General features: G+C 40.6%; 15 protein-coding genes and 1 riboswitch. Of the genes, 6 read left to right on the top strand and 9 right to left on the bottom strand.

Features of this window, described 5'->3' with window-relative positions:
• Positions 1 to 143: 143 nt before the first annotated feature.
• From pgsA to metE, 5 genes are all read right to left on the bottom strand, one after another.
• Complete coding sequence (gene pgsA, locus PTUN_RS11400; RefSeq protein WP_040644186.1) at positions 144 to 695, bottom strand: CDP-diacylglycerol--glycerol-3-phosphate 3-phosphatidyltransferase; 552 nt, start codon at positions 693 to 695, stop codon at positions 144 to 146.
• Between the two features lie 42 nt (positions 696 to 737).
• A complete protein-coding gene (gene uvrC, locus PTUN_RS11405) occupies positions 738 to 2498 on the bottom strand; it encodes an excinuclease ABC subunit UvrC (protein ID WP_232521791.1) in 1761 nt (586 codons plus the stop codon).
• 67 nt (positions 2499 to 2565) lie between these two features.
• Positions 2566 to 3222: a UvrY/SirA/GacA family response regulator transcription factor gene (gene uvrY, locus PTUN_RS11410; RefSeq protein ID WP_009840451.1), complete on the bottom strand. Its 657-nt coding sequence runs from the start codon at positions 3220 to 3222 to the stop codon at positions 2566 to 2568.
• A gap of 122 nt (positions 3223 to 3344) precedes the next feature.
• On the bottom strand, positions 3345 to 4493 hold the full coding sequence (locus PTUN_RS11415) for a dicarboxylate/amino acid:cation symporter (RefSeq protein WP_009840452.1): 1149 nt from the start codon (positions 4491 to 4493) through the stop codon (positions 3345 to 3347).
• Between the two features lie 251 nt (positions 4494 to 4744).
• On the bottom strand, positions 4745 to 7018 hold the full coding sequence (gene metE / locus PTUN_RS11420; RefSeq protein WP_009840453.1) for a 5-methyltetrahydropteroyltriglutamate--homocysteine S-methyltransferase: 2274 nt from the start codon (positions 7016 to 7018) through the stop codon (positions 4745 to 4747).
• 395 nt (positions 7019 to 7413) lie between these two features.
• On the opposite strand from metE, the gene PTUN_RS11425 reads away from it, so the two are divergent.
• Together PTUN_RS11425 and PTUN_RS11430 are read left to right on the top strand one after the other, a co-directional pair.
• Positions 7414 to 8298 (top strand): LysR family transcriptional regulator, encoded by an 885-nt coding sequence (locus PTUN_RS11425; protein WP_009840454.1) that lies wholly within the window; start codon positions 7414 to 7416, stop codon positions 8296 to 8298.
• A gap of 145 nt (positions 8299 to 8443) precedes the next feature.
• The gene (locus tag PTUN_RS11430) at positions 8444 to 9196 is read left to right on the top strand and encodes a YdcF family protein (RefSeq protein ID WP_009840455.1); all 753 of its coding nucleotides are present in this window, start codon (positions 8444 to 8446) and stop codon (positions 9194 to 9196) included.
• A gap of 42 nt (positions 9197 to 9238) precedes the next feature.
• Here PTUN_RS11430 and PTUN_RS11435 read toward each other — a convergent pair whose 3' ends face one another.
• On the bottom strand, positions 9239 to 9994 hold the full coding sequence (locus PTUN_RS11435; RefSeq protein WP_009840456.1) for a Nif3-like dinuclear metal center hexameric protein: 756 nt from the start codon (positions 9992 to 9994) through the stop codon (positions 9239 to 9241).
• A 156-nt stretch (positions 9995 to 10150) separates the two neighbouring features.
• Between PTUN_RS11435 and PTUN_RS11440 the strand changes: the two genes are divergently transcribed.
• Positions 10151 to 10489 carry a hypothetical protein gene (locus tag PTUN_RS11440; RefSeq protein ID WP_009840457.1) on the top strand — a complete coding sequence of 113 codons (339 nt, stop codon included), beginning with the start codon at positions 10151 to 10153 and terminating at the stop codon, positions 10487 to 10489.
• Positions 10490 to 10567: 78 nt separating this feature from the next.
• Here PTUN_RS11440 and PTUN_RS11445 read toward each other — a convergent pair whose 3' ends face one another.
• A complete protein-coding gene (locus PTUN_RS11445; RefSeq protein WP_009840458.1) occupies positions 10568 to 11449 on the bottom strand; it encodes an NAD(P)-dependent oxidoreductase in 882 nt (293 codons plus the stop codon).
• Between the two features lie 90 nt (positions 11450 to 11539).
• Between PTUN_RS11445 and PTUN_RS11450 the strand changes: the two genes are divergently transcribed.
• Positions 11540 to 12019: a glutathione peroxidase gene (locus PTUN_RS11450; protein WP_009840459.1), complete on the top strand. Its 480-nt coding sequence runs from the start codon at positions 11540 to 11542 to the stop codon at positions 12017 to 12019.
• 1 nt (position 12020) lies between these two features.
• Positions 12021 to 12995: a 2-hydroxyacid dehydrogenase gene (locus PTUN_RS11455; protein WP_009840460.1), complete on the top strand. Its 975-nt coding sequence runs from the start codon at positions 12021 to 12023 to the stop codon at positions 12993 to 12995.
• A gap of 91 nt (positions 12996 to 13086) precedes the next feature.
• On the opposite strand, the gene PTUN_RS11460 is transcribed toward PTUN_RS11455, so the two are convergent.
• Positions 13087 to 14409 carry a sodium-dependent transporter gene (locus PTUN_RS11460; protein ID WP_040644322.1) on the bottom strand — a complete coding sequence of 441 codons (1323 nt, stop codon included), beginning with the start codon at positions 14407 to 14409 and terminating at the stop codon, positions 13087 to 13089.
• A gap of 127 nt (positions 14410 to 14536) precedes the next feature.
• Between PTUN_RS11460 and PTUN_RS11465 the strand changes: the two genes are divergently transcribed.
• Complete coding sequence (locus PTUN_RS11465; RefSeq protein WP_009840462.1) at positions 14537 to 15289, top strand: 4'-phosphopantetheinyl transferase family protein; 753 nt, start codon at positions 14537 to 14539, stop codon at positions 15287 to 15289.
• A gap of 70 nt (positions 15290 to 15359) precedes the next feature.
• On the opposite strand, the gene lysC is transcribed toward PTUN_RS11465, so the two are convergent.
• A complete protein-coding gene (gene lysC / locus PTUN_RS11470) occupies positions 15360 to 16706 on the bottom strand; it encodes a lysine-sensitive aspartokinase 3 (protein WP_009840463.1) in 1347 nt (448 codons plus the stop codon).
• Between the two features lie 91 nt (positions 16707 to 16797).
• Positions 16798 to 16971, bottom strand: a riboswitch (Lysine riboswitch).
• Positions 16972 to 16993 lie beyond the last annotated feature (22 nt).

Below are 16993 nucleotides of genomic sequence, written 5' to 3' on the forward strand. Positions count from 1 at the left end.
TAACGTGACTTACCGTTTACTGAATGGCTAGTGCCTTTCAACGAGGACGAATTCTACAGAGATTATCTTTATCGTCAATACAAAAAATGTCACTTTTGAACTGTTTGCTTATTTTTTATCTAAAGCGCTGTTTAATTGAACGTTTATGATGAACTTTTCTGCAATTCAGACCAGGCTGCTGTTAAATATTGCACCATTGACCAGAAGGTTAAGAAGGTTGCGATATAGAATAAGCCGAAACTTAACTGTGTCATCCATGGTTCAAATTGCCAAATTAAGCCAATGATCGCCAACATTTGCGCAGCAGTTTTAATTTTCCCTAATTGTGATACAGCGACATTGCCACGCTTACCTTGCTCTGCCATCCATTCACGTAAAGCAGAAATCACAATTTCCCGACTAATGATAATCATTGCAGGGACGGTGACATAAAGGCTTTGATAATGCTCAACTAAAATCACCAAAGCGACACATACCATCACCTTATCTGCGACTGGATCTAAAAAGGCTCCAAAAGGGGTTGATTGTTGAAGTTTACGGGCTAAGTAGCCATCGAGGATATCTGTAATTGATGCAAGCCAGAAAACAAACGCTGCGCCAAAATAAGCCCATTCACCTGGGATATAGAAAATCACCATAAAAATGGGAATTAAAACAAGTCTAAAAGCTGTAAGGGTATTAGGAATATTCCACATAACGACTAGGAGGTTTCTTTTTGGTTATATTCGCATGAAGCCTTAGCTTTTGTCATGCAAATGATTAAATATCTTTTCAGCCAACTCTTGACTGATCCCGGGTACTTTTTCTAACTGGCTAATACTGGCACCTAAAACACCCTGCATACCACCTAAAAACTTCAATATGGCTTGGCGCCTTTTTTGTCCAACATTAGGTATTTCTTCTAACACAGATTGATTACGTTGTTTTTGACGTTTATTTCTGTGGCCAGCAATCGCAAAACGATGCGATTCGTCCCGAATATGTTGAATTAAATGTAATGCAATTGAATCGGCACTGAGGTTAATGGTTTTTCGCCCTGCGTCAATCAATAATGTTTCTAAACCCGCTTTTCGGCTAACACCTTTGGCAACCCCAACTAATAGCGGTTGTTTTTCAAGCGTCCACGTAGAGAAAAAGTGCTCAGCTTGCGATAACTGCCCTTTTCCACCATCGATAAAAACGACATCGGGGACTTTAGTCACATCGGTCATTTTGCCGTAACGTTTTTTAAGTGCAAAAGCCATGGCGGCATAATCATCGCCGCCAGTGATCCCTTTAACGTTATAGCGGCGGTATTCTTTTTTATTTGGTCCTTGGCCATCAAACACCACACAAGAAGCGACGGTATTCTCTCCCATGGTATGGCTGATATCAAAACACTCCATACGATTAATTTCATCAAGTGCCAAAGCTGACTTTAAAGCTGCATAACGCTTATTAATTGAGTCTTGCGCACTTTGTTTGGTTAAAATGCTATTAAGGGCATTTTTATTAGCCAACTCTAAATACTCAGCGCGTTCTCCTCGCTGCACAGCTTTTAAATGCACTTTTTTATCTGCAACTTGAGAAATTGCCGCATTAAGCACTTCGGTATCAGCTATAGCAAAAGGTAAAATAATTTCTTTTGCAATCCGACTTGAGCGACCTACCGATAAATAATACTGGGCAATAAACGACGATAAAATCTCATCATCAATCGAATCTTTTGGAATTTTAGGAAAAAAGGTATTGCTGCCTAAAATCTTATGATCGCGGATCATTAATAAATGCACCGCGGTTAATCCATTTTTAGTTTGGTAGCCAATCACATCCATTTCTGCAAAATTACCACTGACCGATTGCTGTTCTTGCATCTTACGCAGTAACAAAATTTGGTCGCGGATTTTTGCTGCTAGCTCAAAATTAAGTGCCAGACTGGCCTTTTCCATTTTATCTACCAATGCAGCAATGACCTGAGACGATTTACCACTTAAAAACAGTTTCACAAACTGTACTTCTTGTTGGTATTCCTCGTCAGATACTTTATCAACACACGGTGCAGAGCAACGTTTTAGTTGGTACTGTAAACAAGGTCGGCTTCGCGCTCGATAATACGCATCTTCACATTGACGCACCGGAAAGATTTTTTGCATTAAGCGTAAGCTTTCTGAAACCGCGCCTGAACTTGGAAATGGACCAAAATAATCGCCCTTTTGTTTACGACTACCTCGATGAAATGCAATTCTTGGATGACGGTGTTCTGTCACTAAAATATAAGGGTAGGATTTATCATCTCGCAGCAAGATATTATAACGTGGCATATATTGCTTAATGAGATTGTTCTCAAGCAATAAGGCTTCGGTTTCAGTATTTGTGAGGGTCACTTCAATTTGGTGAATATTCTTAACTAATGCTCGAGTTTTACTTTCAGGAATATTGGCTCGAAAATAGCTACTCACACGCTTTTTAAGATTTTTTGCTTTACCAACGTAGATAACATGGTCGTCTTTATCGAGCATCCGGTAAACGCCCGGCTCACTCGATAAAGTTTTTAAGAATTCAATTGCATCAAACACAAACTATTACTTACGAAAAACTATCGGTGTCAATTTCAATCATTTTATGGCGGATAGCAAGGTGAGTCAGCTCAACATCTCCACCAATACCTAACTTTTCAAACATACGGTAACGGTAGCTGTTGACGGTTTTAGAACTTAAATTGAGTTGATCGGCAATATTTTGTACTTTTTCACCTCGGGTGATCATCAACATAATTTGTAATTCGCGATCAGATAAACTTTTAAAAGGATTTTCATCACTGCGGCCACTAAATTGTGCTAATGCTATTTGCTGAGCAATTTCAGGAGCAATATAACGCTGACCAGAATTAACCGCACGAATTGCATTGACCATTTCATCAGGGCCTGCGCTTTTGGTTAAATAACCGTGCGCACCAATTTGCATCACTTTACTTGGAAATGGGTCTTCGCAATGCACGGTTAATACAATCACTTTTACATCTGGGCAGTAACGACAAATTTTCTTTGTTGCTTCTAATCCGCCTATGCCGGGCATATTCATATCCATCAGCACAATATCTGGATGGTTTTGACGACAAAAAGTCACCGCTTCTTCACCGGTTTTTGCTTCGCCAATCACTTTAAAGCCACGTATATCATCTAATATACGTTTTATTCCGGTTCTTACCAGCTCATGGTCATCAACTAAAAGTACGTTAATCAAAGCAGGTTCCTCATATACATCTATCGTCAAAAATGGGCATTACAACGCAATGACCAATTTACCATATTTCGTTTTAAACGCTATTAATAAAAAAGGCTTAATCTAGCCGTTTTTATAACAACTTATTCTTTTGTTTGTGAAAATTTGTCAACCCACAATGCAATTACACCATCACCGGTTACATTACAAGCTGTGCCAAAGCTATCTTGTGCTAAATAAAGTGCAATCATTAAAGCAACAGCGGCTTCATTAAAGCCAAGCATAGAAGTAAGTAAACCAAGTGCCGACATCACCGCACCACCTGGGGCACCAGGAGCAGCAATCATTACAACGCCAAGCATAAAAATAAATGGCAACATGCTTGTTAGGCTTGGTAGCGCCAAGTCTGGCGATAAAAACATTACAGCTGTTGCACACGTAACAATAGTGATGGTTGAACCTGATAAATGGATTGTGGCACATAAAGGCACACAAAAGTTAGCAATGGCGTCTTTAACTTGATTATTTTTTGTCGACTGGAGCGAAACCGGTATAGTAGCAGCACTCGACATCGTTCCTAATGCTGTAAAATAGGCTGGTAACATGTTTTTAAGTAACTCAAGTGGGCTACGTTTTAACGCGATCCCTGTTGCCACATACAGTACAGTTAACCAAAGCCAATGCATCACTAACGCCATTGCAAGAACCAGTGCAAAGGTTTTTAACGTATCAAAAACCGTGCCTGCCACCGTCATTTCGGCAAATACACCTGCAATGTAAAAGGGTAATGCCGGAATAATAACTTTAGCTAATAAACCATCAATCACATCGCGACCTTGGTCAGACACTTGTTTTAAGTGGGTTAAATTCATATTGCTAATCGCAATACCAAAAATAAAGGCTGTCACAAGTGCTGTCATTACACCAAATAAAGGTGGGATTTCTAAATTAATGAAGGATTGAATTTCAACTGCATCGCTGCTTGCAAGGTTTATTTCGCCGCCTAGTTGCGGGATCACTAAGCTTGCCACCAAATACGCAAGCGTACCTGCAATAATGGTTGAGCCATAGGCAAAACCAACCGTTTTACCTAATAATGAGCCTGAATTTTGCGGTAAACTGGCAATCCCTGACGTAATAAAAAAAACAATGATGAGGGGAATGGTAAAACCAATCAGCTCGCCAATGACCACTTTGGCAGTATAAATAAGTTCGACAATTAAAGTGGGCGCATAGAGTCCAATTAAAAAGCCACCAATAATACCCAGTATTAATTTTAAAATTAAGTTCATTACATTATCTCGTTGCTAACAGTTCAAAGTGTTAATTCCAATTCTCTCTTTTATCATTATTTAACGACTTATAAACAAAAAATCGCTCAACACCAGTTCAATTGCTCGATAAAACAGCAAAACACTCAATTTAAATGCTCAGTGAGCTAATCTAGCTTTAAAAAAGCGCATAGCAAAAAAGCCTAAGCTCGCAGTGAGTTTAGGCTTGGCAACTTACATCTAACATCATTTTGCGCTTCGATCAGGCACACTTAACGCAACTCTTGGCGTAATTCTTTGGCGGCTTGCACCATATTTTTTAGCGCTTCACGGGTTTCAGGCCAAGCACGCGTTTTTAAACCACAGTCAGGATTTACCCATAAACGCTGTACTGGTATTTTTTTGGCAGCAGTATGAATTAAACCTTTCATCCATTGTACTTGGGGCACATTTGGAGTGTGAATATCGTACACTCCTGGGCCAATATCATTTGGATAGGCAAACTCTTCAAATGCGTTTAACAAATCCATGTTGGAACGAGACGTTTCAATGGTGATCACATCCGCGTCCATATCTGCAATCGAATCAATAATGTCATTAAACTCTGAATAGCACATATGGGTATGAATTTGGGTTTCATCTTTTACACCACTGGCTGACACCCTAAATGCATAAGCCGCCCATGCTAAATACTCTTGCCATTGTGATGCTTTAAGCGGCATACCTTCTCTAAAGGCAGGCTCATCAATTTGAATAATTTGAATGCCAGCACGTTCTAAATCAACGACCTCATCACGAAGCGCAAGTGCAATTTGGTTGGCAATCGTTGGTTTATCTAAGTCATCGCGACTAAATGACCAAAACAAAATAGTGACAGGACCGGTTAACATGCCTTTGATGTGTTTATTAGTTTGCGATTGGGCATAGGTTGTCCATTGCACCGTCATTGGTTTACTGCGACTAATGTCTCCATAAATAACAGGCGGTTTTACACATCGAGTGCCATACGATTGCACCCAGCCGTATTGCGTAAACGCAAAACCTTCAAGTAACTCACCAAAATATTCAACCATGTCATTACGCTCAGCTTCACCATGCACAAGCACATCTAAATCTACCGCTTCTTGCTCTTCTATTGCATAACGGATTTCGGCTTTCATTTGCGCTTCGTAATCAGCAAACGCTAAATACCCCGCTTTATAATCTCGACGAGCCTGACGAATAACTTGAGTTTGTGGAAATGAGCCTATTGTAGTTGTTGGTAATAAAGGCAATTGCAACGCGACATGCTGGGCAGCGATGCGTACATTAAAACTACTATGGCGCTGTCCGTCAGCTGTTGTTAATGCCGCAACACGCTGCTGCACCTCTTTATTGTTCACGCGCGCAGACGTTAAACGAGCTTTAACTGGCGCAGAATATTGGTTAATAGCTTGAGTATCTCCAGTTTGTAGGGCCGTATTTAATAACGCTAACTCACTGCCTTTTTGCTTAGCAAACGCCAGCCATGATTTTAATTCAGGATCAAGTTTTTGCTCTTGCGCTAAATCAACTGGGCAATGAAGCAAAGAACACGATGGCGCTAACCAAATTTGCTCAGCTCTCTTGGTAACTAATGCATTAATTTTTTCGTATACCGCGCTTAAATCGGCACGCCAAATATTACGACCATTCACCACACCTAATGAAAGCACTTTATCAACGCCAATAGCTTGACTAATTGTATCTAGCGATTGTGGTTCTGCTACTAAATCAAGATGCACCCCGTCTACGGCAAGTTGGGTTATTTGGGGTAGATATTGCGTGACTGAACCAAAATAAGTCGCCAGTAATAATTTCACTCCTTGACCTTGCAAAACATTAAAGCTCTTACTTAATGCTGTTAGATATGCTTCATTGAGCTCAAGGGCCAAAATCGGCTCATCAATCTGCACCCAATCAACCCCCATGCTAGCCAATTTTGTCAGTACTTGCTGATAAACAGGAAGCAACTTTTCAAGCAGCGATAATTTATCAAACTCCTCCCCAACTCCCTTAGCTAAATACAAATAGGTCACTGGACCAACTAAAACAGGTTTTACTTGATGCCCTATAGCTTGTGCCTCAGCAACTTGTTCAAATAACTCGGTATAGGTTAACGCAAACTCTTGTCCTGCATGCAGCTCTGGTACAATGTAGTGATAATTAGTATTAAACCATTTTGTCATATCACTGGCAGCACATGCACATCCCGTTGGGGCACGCCCACGTCCCATTCTAAAAAGGGTATCAATATCGACTGTTTCGTTGTCATCTTGATGGCGCTTTGGGATAGCCCCGACCATTAATGAGGTTGCGAGTACATGATCATACCAAGCAAAATCACCCACAGGTAATAGCGCAATCCCAGCATTTGCTTGCAACGCCCAGTTTTGCGCTCGAATAGCCTGGCCTTTAACAAACAGTTCAGTGCGTGATAAATCACCTGCCCAATATGCTTCCACAGCATGTTTTAATTCACGGCGTTTTCCGACTCTTGGAAAACCTAAGTTATGTATTGTTGCCATAATATCTCACCTTTCTATTTGGATGTTTAGATGGCTAAAATATTATACTGAACATTTTGTACTTAAAAACGAAACGTTTTCGCATTGAATATGAATTTAATTAACATTGCTTTGAACCCTTATAGAGACTGCCCAGCTCTCTCTTTATTTAATGTGTCATTTATGACTAACAATTAAATAAGTGAAGTTAATTCATCTAATTAATAAAAATTTAAAAAAGTCATCCGCTTAAATTGAAATAAAACCATGACAACGCTGTCTTGTTGATTCATTATTAACCTAAACAGGATTAGCAACCTAAAAATATAGCCATCTGGAAGTTGAAACATCTAAAAGTAAAGGATATGATGACTTTCCATTAGGTTCTCTCACATCAAACATGAGAATTATTAAAGATGATAGACATAAAGCACCTTAAGACCATTGCCACCCTAAAAGAGACCGGCTCATTAGTGAATACAGCTCGCGAGCTCTTTTTGACTCAATCTGCTTTATCACATCAAATCAAAGATCTAGAAAACAAACTTGACTGCCAACTGTTTGAACGTAAAACCCACCCAGTGCGTTTTACCCCACAAGGTATGCTTTTATTAGAACTTGCTTACGATATTTTACCCAAAGTAGAAGCCACCAAATGCCGTTTAAAAGAAAGCCTCAACCAACCGATCTCACAGTTGCGTTTAAGTGTTGAGTGCCATGCTTGCTTTCACTGGTTACTGCCAACAATAAAAGAATTTAATAACTTTTGGCCCGACATTAAAATTGATTACGAACGTGGCTTTAGCTACGACGCTATCCCTGATTTACTTAATGATGAGTTAGATTTAGTGCTCACCTCTGATATTCGTGAGCCAGATAAACTCGAATATGCGCACCTATTCGATTTCAAACTCAAACTCATTGTGTCACCTGATCATGAACTGGCTAAAAAAGCCTATGTCACCGCACTTGATTTAAAAGATGAAACTATTATTTCGTATCCAATCCCAAAAGAGCGTCAGGATATTTTTAAACACTTTATTCAAAATGCCCGGTATGACGGTAATTTAAAAACAGTCGATCAGGGGTTGTTGATTTTTCAATTAGTCAGTGCGGGCATGGGTGTAGCTGCCCTACCCGATTGGTTGGTAACACCTTATGAAAGCCAAGGATTAATTAAATCTATTCCGCTTGGTGCACTTGGGCTTAATCGTCCAATGTATTTAGCAATGAAAAAGAACATGAAAGATAATCCTGTTTACCGACACTTTTTAAATACCTGCAAACAAAACCGTCGCTAGTATGACGTTCATGAGGGCTTTGTTTGTCAAAGCCCACTGTCAAAACGTTATCAAGATATCGAATAAAAACGATTTTTTTGTGGGTTTCATCCTCGTAAAACCGTAAGATAGCACCTCTTAAATACCGCATTAAAAGACTGTTTAGATGGATTTTTTTGAACTAAAAAAACTGATTGGTAGCTTGGTAATGCCATTACCACTGATGCTGATGCTGGTCTTACTTGGCCTAATACAATTAATCAGACAAAAACGGCGTAGCGGCTTATTACTGATGTTCTTGCCGCTTGTCTTGCTGATTTTGCTCAGTACTCCTTTTATCAGCAATCTGATTATTGAAAAAAAAGAAGCAAGTTACAGCGCATTTAACTCAAATAAACACCCTGTTATTCATTATGTTGTGGTACTTGGTTGTAAAATTATGCCCAACAAAAGCCGTCCAGCCAATTCACAACTAGGCCATTGCTCTCTAGCTAGGCTTTACGAAGGCTTAAGATTAGCAAAACTTTATCCTAGCGCCAAACTGGTTGTCTCTGGAGGTGGTTTTAAGGGTGTCAGTAATAGCGAAATTATGCGCCAAGCCGCCATCGCTATTGGCTTTGATCCGCAACGAATTTTACTCAATCCCAAAGCCCGCGATACTGCAGAAGAAGCCTTACTACTGGCACCTAAGTTAGTTGATAACCAAGTTGCTCTCGTTACTTCGATAGCCCATATGCAAAGAGCGGTTGAATTGTTTAATCAACAAGGTGTTGATGTTATTGCGGCCCCTACCGATTGGCAAGAAATGCCGATGAATCCGCTTTGGCGTCAGTTTGTACCAACACCGGAAGCATTAATGGCGCTCACCGAGCATCAACATGAATGGATTGGCAATCTTTGGCTCGAAATAAGCCAATAAAAAATGGGCTAACGGCCCATTTTTATTACTCAAACCAAATACTTAAACCGGGTTATCAATATCAATAAACTCAACATCAAACAAATGATTTTCAGCTAAATATTCACCAAGGGCTTTAATGCCATAGCGCTCAGTAGCATGATGACCGGCTGCAAAAAAATCAATATTTTGCTCTTGCGAACTATGAATAGTTTGCTCTGAAGCCTCACCCGTTAAATACGCATCAACTTCTTGTTCTGCGGCTAAATCAATATAGCCTTGACCACCTCCCGTACACCAAGCAATGGTTTCAATCGGAGTTTGCCTGACTAAATTGCTAAGCACAGGACGATTGAGTGCCGTACTAATTTTATCGGCAAAATCTTGGCCTAACATTGGGGTACGTAAACGACCACGAACCGCCACACTTGGCGCAGATCCCGGCTCTAAACCTTGCTCAAACTCCAAATCGAGTAATTTAGCCAGCTGAGCGTTATTACCCAATTCGGGGTGAACATCAAGCGGCAAATGGTAAGCAAATAAGTTAATATCATGAGCCAACAATGCCGCGATTCTGCGCTTTTTCATCCCTACAATAGGATAAGCTTCATTTTTCCAAAAATAGCCATGATGAACAATAATCGCATCAGCGTTAGCAGCAATCGCTGCATCAATTAGCGCTTGGCTTGCTGTTACCCCAGTGACAATTTTTTTAATCTCATTTTTACCTTCAATTTGTAATCCATTCGGGCAAAAGTCTCGCACTAAATGAGGCTTTAATAAGCTATCTAAGATCTGTAGCAAGTCTTTGCGTTGCATAATTGACTCTGTTGATTAATAAAAAACTTACCGCAATTGTCAGTTTAAAAGCGGCGAAAATAAAGAAAAAACGGCAAAAATTTGAAAGTTAGTGCAAAAATCGGTATAACTATTCGCTTCAAACTAATCTTCGTATCGATAAAAATAGGATATACGATGACCACTCTTGATAAAACAGCTGTTTTAGCAGCGTTTGAAGCGGCTTATGTCGCAGCCCATGGTACGTTACCTGAGATCACCGCAAAAGGTGGTTGGTACAGTGTTGATGGCAATAAAAATGTTCGCTTAGCCGATCTTAATGCACAAATTGATGACTTAAATGCATCTGCGGTGAAAACAGCACCAGTACACTCTTCGATAGAAGAAAACGAGCCTACCAAAACTCCCTTCAGCATAATCAAAACCAATGATACTGGTTTCACAGCCGAAGAGCTTTGGATAGTCAAATTAGCAGAAACATTTCAAGACTGCCGTTTACCCCGTGGACTTGCCTAATTAACCCCGTTAATTTTCTGCTAAAAAGGTGCGTTTGATCGCACCTTTTATAACAACGTCACATTTACCCACGAAAACTTATTTAGTTCTATCTTTTTCTAAACGTGCGAATAAGCTCGATGTATCAAAACGATTACCACCCATAGCTTGTACTTCAGCATAAAATTGATCCACTAATGTCGTAAGCGCCAGCGTAGATCCATTTTTACGTGCCTCATCAAGTGCAATTCCTAAATCTTTACGCATCCAATCAACTGCAAAACCAAAGTTATAATCACCTGCCCACATTGTTTTGTAGCGATTTTCCATTTGCCATGACCCTGCAGCACCCTTGGAAATAGTTTCAATCACTTTTTCACCATCAAGCCCTGCTGAGCGGGCAAAGTGTAGGCCCTCAGCCAAACCTTGTACCACACCTGCAATGCAAATTTGGTTAACCATTTTACACAATTGACCCGACCCAACAGGCCCAAGCAGCTGACTGAAACGTGCGTAACTGGCCATAATTGGCTGTACTTTATTAAACACAGCTTCATCGCCACCAACCATAATCGTAAGCACACCATTTTCGGCGCCCGCCTGACCACCCGAAACTGGCGCATCTAAAAATTCAATCTCTTGCTTTTTAGCCGCTGTGGCGACTTCTTTTGCAACATCGGCCGAAGTTGTCGTGTGGTCAACCAATATAGCACCTTGTTTCATACCTGCTAAAACACCGTCATGCTCGATAGTCACTGCGCGTAAATCATCATCATTACCAACACATACAAACACTATATCGGCTTCTTTAGCTGCTTGTGCAGGGGTTAACGCAAACAAACCTTGATACTGATGGGCCCATTGCTCTGCTTTTGCTGATGTACGATTAAAAACCGTAACGTCGTACCCTGCTTTTTTTAAATGCCCAGCCATGGGAAACCCCATCACACCTAAACCAATAAAGGCCACTTTGATTGACATAATTTTGTCCTATTTGCTTGCTAGACTGTGAAAATTAATCTGATTATAAGGAGAACAAATCGCTTCTCCTAGTACTTTAAAGGACCCATGATGGCGTCAATTTTTGACTTTACTGCCCCATTAACAAACGGCGAACACTGTGATTTGGCTCAATTTAAGGGAAAACCACTATTAATTGTTAACACAGCCAGTAAATGTGAATTAACTCCTCAATATTTTGCATTAGAGCAACTTTATCAAAAATATAAAGATCAAGGTTTCACAGTATTGGCATTTCCCTGTAATCAGTTTGAGAACAAAGAACCTGCCGAAAACGATGAGATAAAACATTTTTGTGAGCTACAATTTGGTGTCAGCTTCCCAATTTTTGCGAAAGTGGCTGTAAATGGTCCCGACGCTTTGCCGCTGTTTAATTTTCTAAAAACCAATTCAAGAGGATTAATGCAAGCGCGGGCAATAAAATGGAATTTCACCAAGTTTCTGATTAACCGCACCGGTCAAGTTGTTGCACGTTATGCACCACGCACTAAACCCGATGCGATAAGCTCAGTCATAGAGAGTATTTTATAACATGAAAATTGCGTTTTTTAGTGCCCAAAAATACGAACAATCTTTCTTTATCGCTCATAACTCTGCTGAACATCAATTACTGTTTTTTAGTGAACGGCTAACCGAATTAAGCGCCAAACTTGCGCAAGGTTGTGATGCTGTCTGCGCATTTGTTAACGATGATTTATCTGAGTCGGTACTGCAAAGTTTACTGAAACTGAATATTAAACTGGTTACGCTACGCTGTGCTGGCTTTAATAATGTTGATTTAATTGCAGCAAAAAATCTTGGTATTAATATTACTCGTGTGCCCGCCTACAGCCCAGAAGCCGTCGCAGAGCATTGTATTGCGTTAATGCTCACCTTAAGCCGCAAAACCCATAAGGCATATAATCGGGTAAAAGAAGGCAACTTTGACCTTAATGGATTGTTAGGCTTCAACCTGCATAAAAAAACGGTCGGCGTGATTGGCACAGGTAAAATTGGCTTAGCGCTTTGTAATATACTCACGGGTTTTGGTTGTCGTATTTTAGCCCACGACCCCAAACCAAGCTCGGATCGACTCAACTATGTATCACTCGAAGCCCTGCTCGCAGAATCCGACATTATTTCTCTGCACTGCCCTTTGTTGCCAGCAACCCATCACATGATTAATGACGATGCCTATCAGCAAATGAAACCAGGCGTCATGTTAATTAATACCAGCAGAGGAGCCTTAGTTGATACTAAAGCGACTATAAAAGCATTAAAAAATAAAACCTTAGGATATTTAGGGTTAGACGTATACGAACAAGAATCCGAATTATTTTTTAAAGACATGAGTAATGAAATTATTCAAGATGATGAATTTCAACGTTTATTAAGTTTTTCAAATGTCTTGATCACCGGCCACCAAGGCTTTTTTACTCAAGAAGCACTCGATGAAATTGCCACTGTTACTTTTTTCAACATTAAGCAATTTGCTGAACAACGCGTTTTAACTAATACCGTGGTTTAACGCTGCCGATATATCAGCACCCCTAGCCAACAAAAAAAGCCGAATGAGCATCGCTCTTTCGGCTTTTTTCTATCGAATAACGTCAAATATATTATGAAAATGCCACGTTTAAAAACACTGCAGTCATTAAAATTGGGCAAACAAACCGTACATATTGCGCAAACCAATAATGCGGTCCTGAAGTCACCTGCAATAATTTATTACCTCGGCGCCACATCCAGCCCACCGTAATAAAATAAAATAGGCCCATTAACGGTAATTGATATTGGGTAAACAACATAATCACTAAGCCAAACAACCAATCGAAATTAACAATGATCACGCTTGAACAGACAAATACCACCAGCGTCACCAACCAAGTTGCTTTTGTGCGCTCTAAACCATGACTTTCAACTAAAAATGCCACCGGAATTTCAGTTGATGAAATTGTGGATGTAACAGAAGCTATCGACATCAGTACAAAAAAACATAACGCAACCAATAAACCTACTTGGCCCATAGTGGCAAATAATTCAGGTAAGACTGCAAAAATGAGTCGCCCTTCGCCAATCAACTTACCATCTTGAAAGACTTCAACACCTTGTTGTTGCGCAACAAAAATAGCAGGAATAATCAGCAAGCCAGCTAAAAAAGCCACACTCGTATCAAGCAACGCAACCGAACAAGCGAGCTTAGGTAAATTTTCTTGCGGCTTTAAATAAGAGCCATAAATCATCATGCAACCAACACCGAGCGATAAAGAGAAAAACGCTTGACCCATGGCTGCAATAATTAAATCGGGATCCATTATTTTAGAAAAATCAGGCACTAAATAGGCTTTAAAACCAGCCATTGCCCCATCAAGTGTGGCAATATATCCAATCAAACCAATTAGCAATAGCAGCAACATCGGCATTAAACGACGAGACCAAGTTTCGATACCCGATTTAACCCCTTGTAAAATAATACCCGCAGTTAAAATCAAAATAATTGGCGTGAAAATAAAATTACGGAGCGTGGTATCGCTATTTAAAAAATCGGCCACTGCCGTTGCACCAAAAAAGCGAGCAACCGGTTCAATACTGTATGCAATCATCCACCCTGCAACAATTGAATAGAAGCTCAACATTACAATTGCGCCACTTAAGCCAATATATCCCGCTGCAGCACCCATTTTTTTGCTTTGTTCGCTACACGCATTACGAAGCGCCACCACAGGATTGGCTTGTGCGCTGTGGCCCAAATATAATTCGGTATATAAAGCAGGTAAGGCAAGTAAAAAAATTACGATAAAATACACCAGCAAAAATGCCCCACCACCGTGGTTTGCAGCTTGTGTTGGAAAACCCCAAATATTACCTAAACCAACAGCGGCACCTGCCGCTGCTAATACAAAACCTAAACGACTCTGAAAGCCATCACGAATCTGTGCCATTGCGCCCATCTCTTATAATTTTTCGCTATTAAACCATAATGGAGGCGCTTCATATAGCTAAAACAGTTCCTTGGATCACTTACTTAGGTATAATTCATAACCAATTGAACTTAATTGCTGAGTTTTCATGCCAATTGATTATTTTGCCAACAATTTAATTATTCATACCGCAACTTTTGATACCGGCCTTGCAAACCAGTCATTGCATGAGGGTGAACTCACGGTTTTTGTTGCCAATGCCAGCGAACTCAATTTAGAGCAGATAGTGCCAGAGCACTTTCTTTGCCAAGCAGAAATTGCAATTTTAGCAAAACGTAAACAGCCTAAAGCCAAGCGTGAATATTTAAAAAGCCGCCATATTATCAAGCAGCTCCTTAGCGCTCAGTACGACGATCACTGCACTGCGTTTGAAACTCGCTTTAACGATACAAAAAAAGAGCTTGAGCTCTACCACCATAATCAGCTTTTGCCGATAAAACTCAGCCTCTCGCATAGCCATGAAATGGTCGCAGTTGCACTGTGCATGCAACAACAGCATGTATTTTCGTTTGGTATTGATCTTGAAAAGACGACTAAATTACGCGCGTTTGATAAACTTGCGCACCATTTTTATCATGTTGATGAAGTGACATTGATTGAACAGGCAGGCCGACTTAGCCCAAAACAACATGCCGCGTATTTTTATCGCATTTGGACACTCAAAGAAGCACTGGCAAAAACCCTAAAACGGCCCATTGCACAACTCCTTCGCCCCAATGTATTTGAACTGATTGAACGCCACAATTTACGTAATTTTAGCACCGAATTTTACGATTTTGCTTTCACGCTGTTAACAACGCACCAAAAACAAATACCTAAGTTAGTAATAGTGACTTGTTGAATCAAGCTATTACTAGCAAATAGTGACAAAAAGCGAACTGTTTAGTTCGCTTTTTTAATGGCTATGGTGATTAACACACTTCAAGCAAGCGACGGTGAATGGACTGTACAACCGCATCTGATTCACTTTGCTCGACTAAAAAGCAAAGGTTATGTTTGCTGGCACCGTGGCAAATCATGCGGATATTAAAATCAGCCAAAACTTGCATTAAGTTCATTTCATGTTGACGTAATTGAATCTCAGAACCTACTAGTGCCACGAGTGTTAAGTTGTTTTCAACCGTCACATGGCAAAATTCACTTAAGCGCTGAAGACATGCCTGATCTAGCTCTGGGCGGCTAGCATTTGGCGCGTTATCGAGGGTCAGAGCAACACTAATTTCAGATGTCGTGACTAAATCAACCGAAATATTGTATTCAGATAAAATGGTAAATACACGGGCTAAAAAGCCGCTGGCAAGCAACATTTCAGGGCTTTTTAAGGTCAGTAGAATTTGATTTTTACGCTGAGTAACGGCACGAATTCCAGGATGCTGCGACTTTTCTTTCTCAATCCAAGTACCACCTTGCTCTGGGGCGCGGCTTGAACCAACAAAAACGCTGATCCCGGCACGGCTTGCAGGCAAAATAGTCGCAGGATGCAACACTTTGGCGCCAAAAGTCGCCATTTCAGCAGCTTCATCAAAGCTCAGTTTTGGTATCGGTTTCGCCTTTTGGCATAAACGTGGGTCGGTACTAAAAATACCAACTACATCAGTCCAAATATGTACACTACAGGCATCAATCGCTTCGGCTAATAATGCTGCACTATAATCAGAACCTCCACGGCCTAACGTCGTTGTACGACCATGCTGATCAGAACCGATAAAGCCTTGAGTTACCACTACGGTTTCGTTTAATAACGGCACTAAATGTTCAAGAGCTGCAGCGCGTGTCTGCGCTACATTTGGTGTTGCTTTACCAAAATGTGCATCGGTTTTAAGTACGCTACGTACATCAAATCGTTCAGCTTTTATTCCTAAATCACGCAATACTTGGGTGAACAAACATGATGATAAACGCTCGCCAAAGCTCAGTAATTCATCGTTATGCTGCTCGCTAGTGCTCGTTAAGGCTGCACATTGTTCAAAGTCAGCCAAGGTTTGGCTAAATAAAGTGGCTAAATCGGCATCAAGGGTTAATTTTGCCAGAATATTATTTTGAATAGCTAACACACCATCAATATGACTTTGGCGCACTGCGTCACTGATGTCTTTATGACTTAAGGCAACTAAATGGTTGGTCACACCCGCGCTTGCGCTTACTGCAACAACACGGACATTGTTATCGTCATGAATGATTTGCGCACAACGAAACATGGCGTCAAAATCGGCTAAACTTGTGCCACCAAACTTGGCAACAATAAAAGATGAACTCATTGGGTCTCCTTATTTATCAACGTCATTTGTTGATAAAAATACACAAGGAGAACTGCACGGCAAGGGTACTTTGAGATGAAAACGGTAATCCACTGCCAGAAGCTCTCCACCAAAATAGGTGACAGTTCAGAGGATTCAGCCTCTTAAACCGAGAAAATAACTGTACGGTGGTTATTCCCCCTCGGCGAAGGTCCCCCTCGAAACATCATCATCGGACACCGCGTCCTCGTATGTTCTACCTGGCCTTCGCACCTCTTCTGTTTATTGCCAATTTAAGAAACTGGCAA

The sequence above is a fragment of the Pseudoalteromonas tunicata genome, assembly GCF_002310815.1.
Lineage (GTDB): Bacteria > Pseudomonadota > Gammaproteobacteria > Enterobacterales > Alteromonadaceae > Pseudoalteromonas > Pseudoalteromonas tunicata.

Coding starts and splice junctions, on each gene's coding strand:
- pgsA (WP_040644186.1), bottom strand. CDS start 695: ATGTGGAATATTCCTAATACCCTTACAGCTTTTAGACTTGTTTTAATT.
- uvrC (WP_232521791.1), bottom strand. CDS start 2,498: ATGCTCGATAAAGACGACCATGTTATCTACGTTGGTAAAGCAAAAAAT.
- PTUN_RS11415 (WP_009840452.1), bottom strand. CDS start 4,493: ATGAACTTAATTTTAAAATTAATACTGGGTATTATTGGTGGCTTTTTA.
- metE (WP_009840453.1), bottom strand. CDS start 7,018: ATGGCAACAATACATAACTTAGGTTTTCCAAGAGTCGGAAAACGCCGT.
- PTUN_RS11425 (WP_009840454.1), top strand. CDS start 7,414: ATGATAGACATAAAGCACCTTAAGACCATTGCCACCCTAAAAGAGACC.
- PTUN_RS11430 (WP_009840455.1), top strand. CDS start 8,444: ATGGATTTTTTTGAACTAAAAAAACTGATTGGTAGCTTGGTAATGCCA.
- PTUN_RS11435 (WP_009840456.1), bottom strand. CDS start 9,994: ATGCAACGCAAAGACTTGCTACAGATCTTAGATAGCTTATTAAAGCCT.
- PTUN_RS11440 (WP_009840457.1), top strand. CDS start 10,151: ATGACCACTCTTGATAAAACAGCTGTTTTAGCAGCGTTTGAAGCGGCT.
- PTUN_RS11445 (WP_009840458.1), bottom strand. CDS start 11,449: ATGTCAATCAAAGTGGCCTTTATTGGTTTAGGTGTGATGGGGTTTCCC.
- PTUN_RS11450 (WP_009840459.1), top strand. CDS start 11,540: ATGGCGTCAATTTTTGACTTTACTGCCCCATTAACAAACGGCGAACAC.
- PTUN_RS11455 (WP_009840460.1), top strand. CDS start 12,021: ATGAAAATTGCGTTTTTTAGTGCCCAAAAATACGAACAATCTTTCTTT.
- PTUN_RS11460 (WP_040644322.1), bottom strand. CDS start 14,409: ATGGCACAGATTCGTGATGGCTTTCAGAGTCGTTTAGGTTTTGTATTA.
- PTUN_RS11465 (WP_009840462.1), top strand. CDS start 14,537: ATGCCAATTGATTATTTTGCCAACAATTTAATTATTCATACCGCAACT.
- lysC (WP_009840463.1), bottom strand. CDS start 16,706: ATGAGTTCATCTTTTATTGTTGCCAAGTTTGGTGGCACAAGTTTAGCC.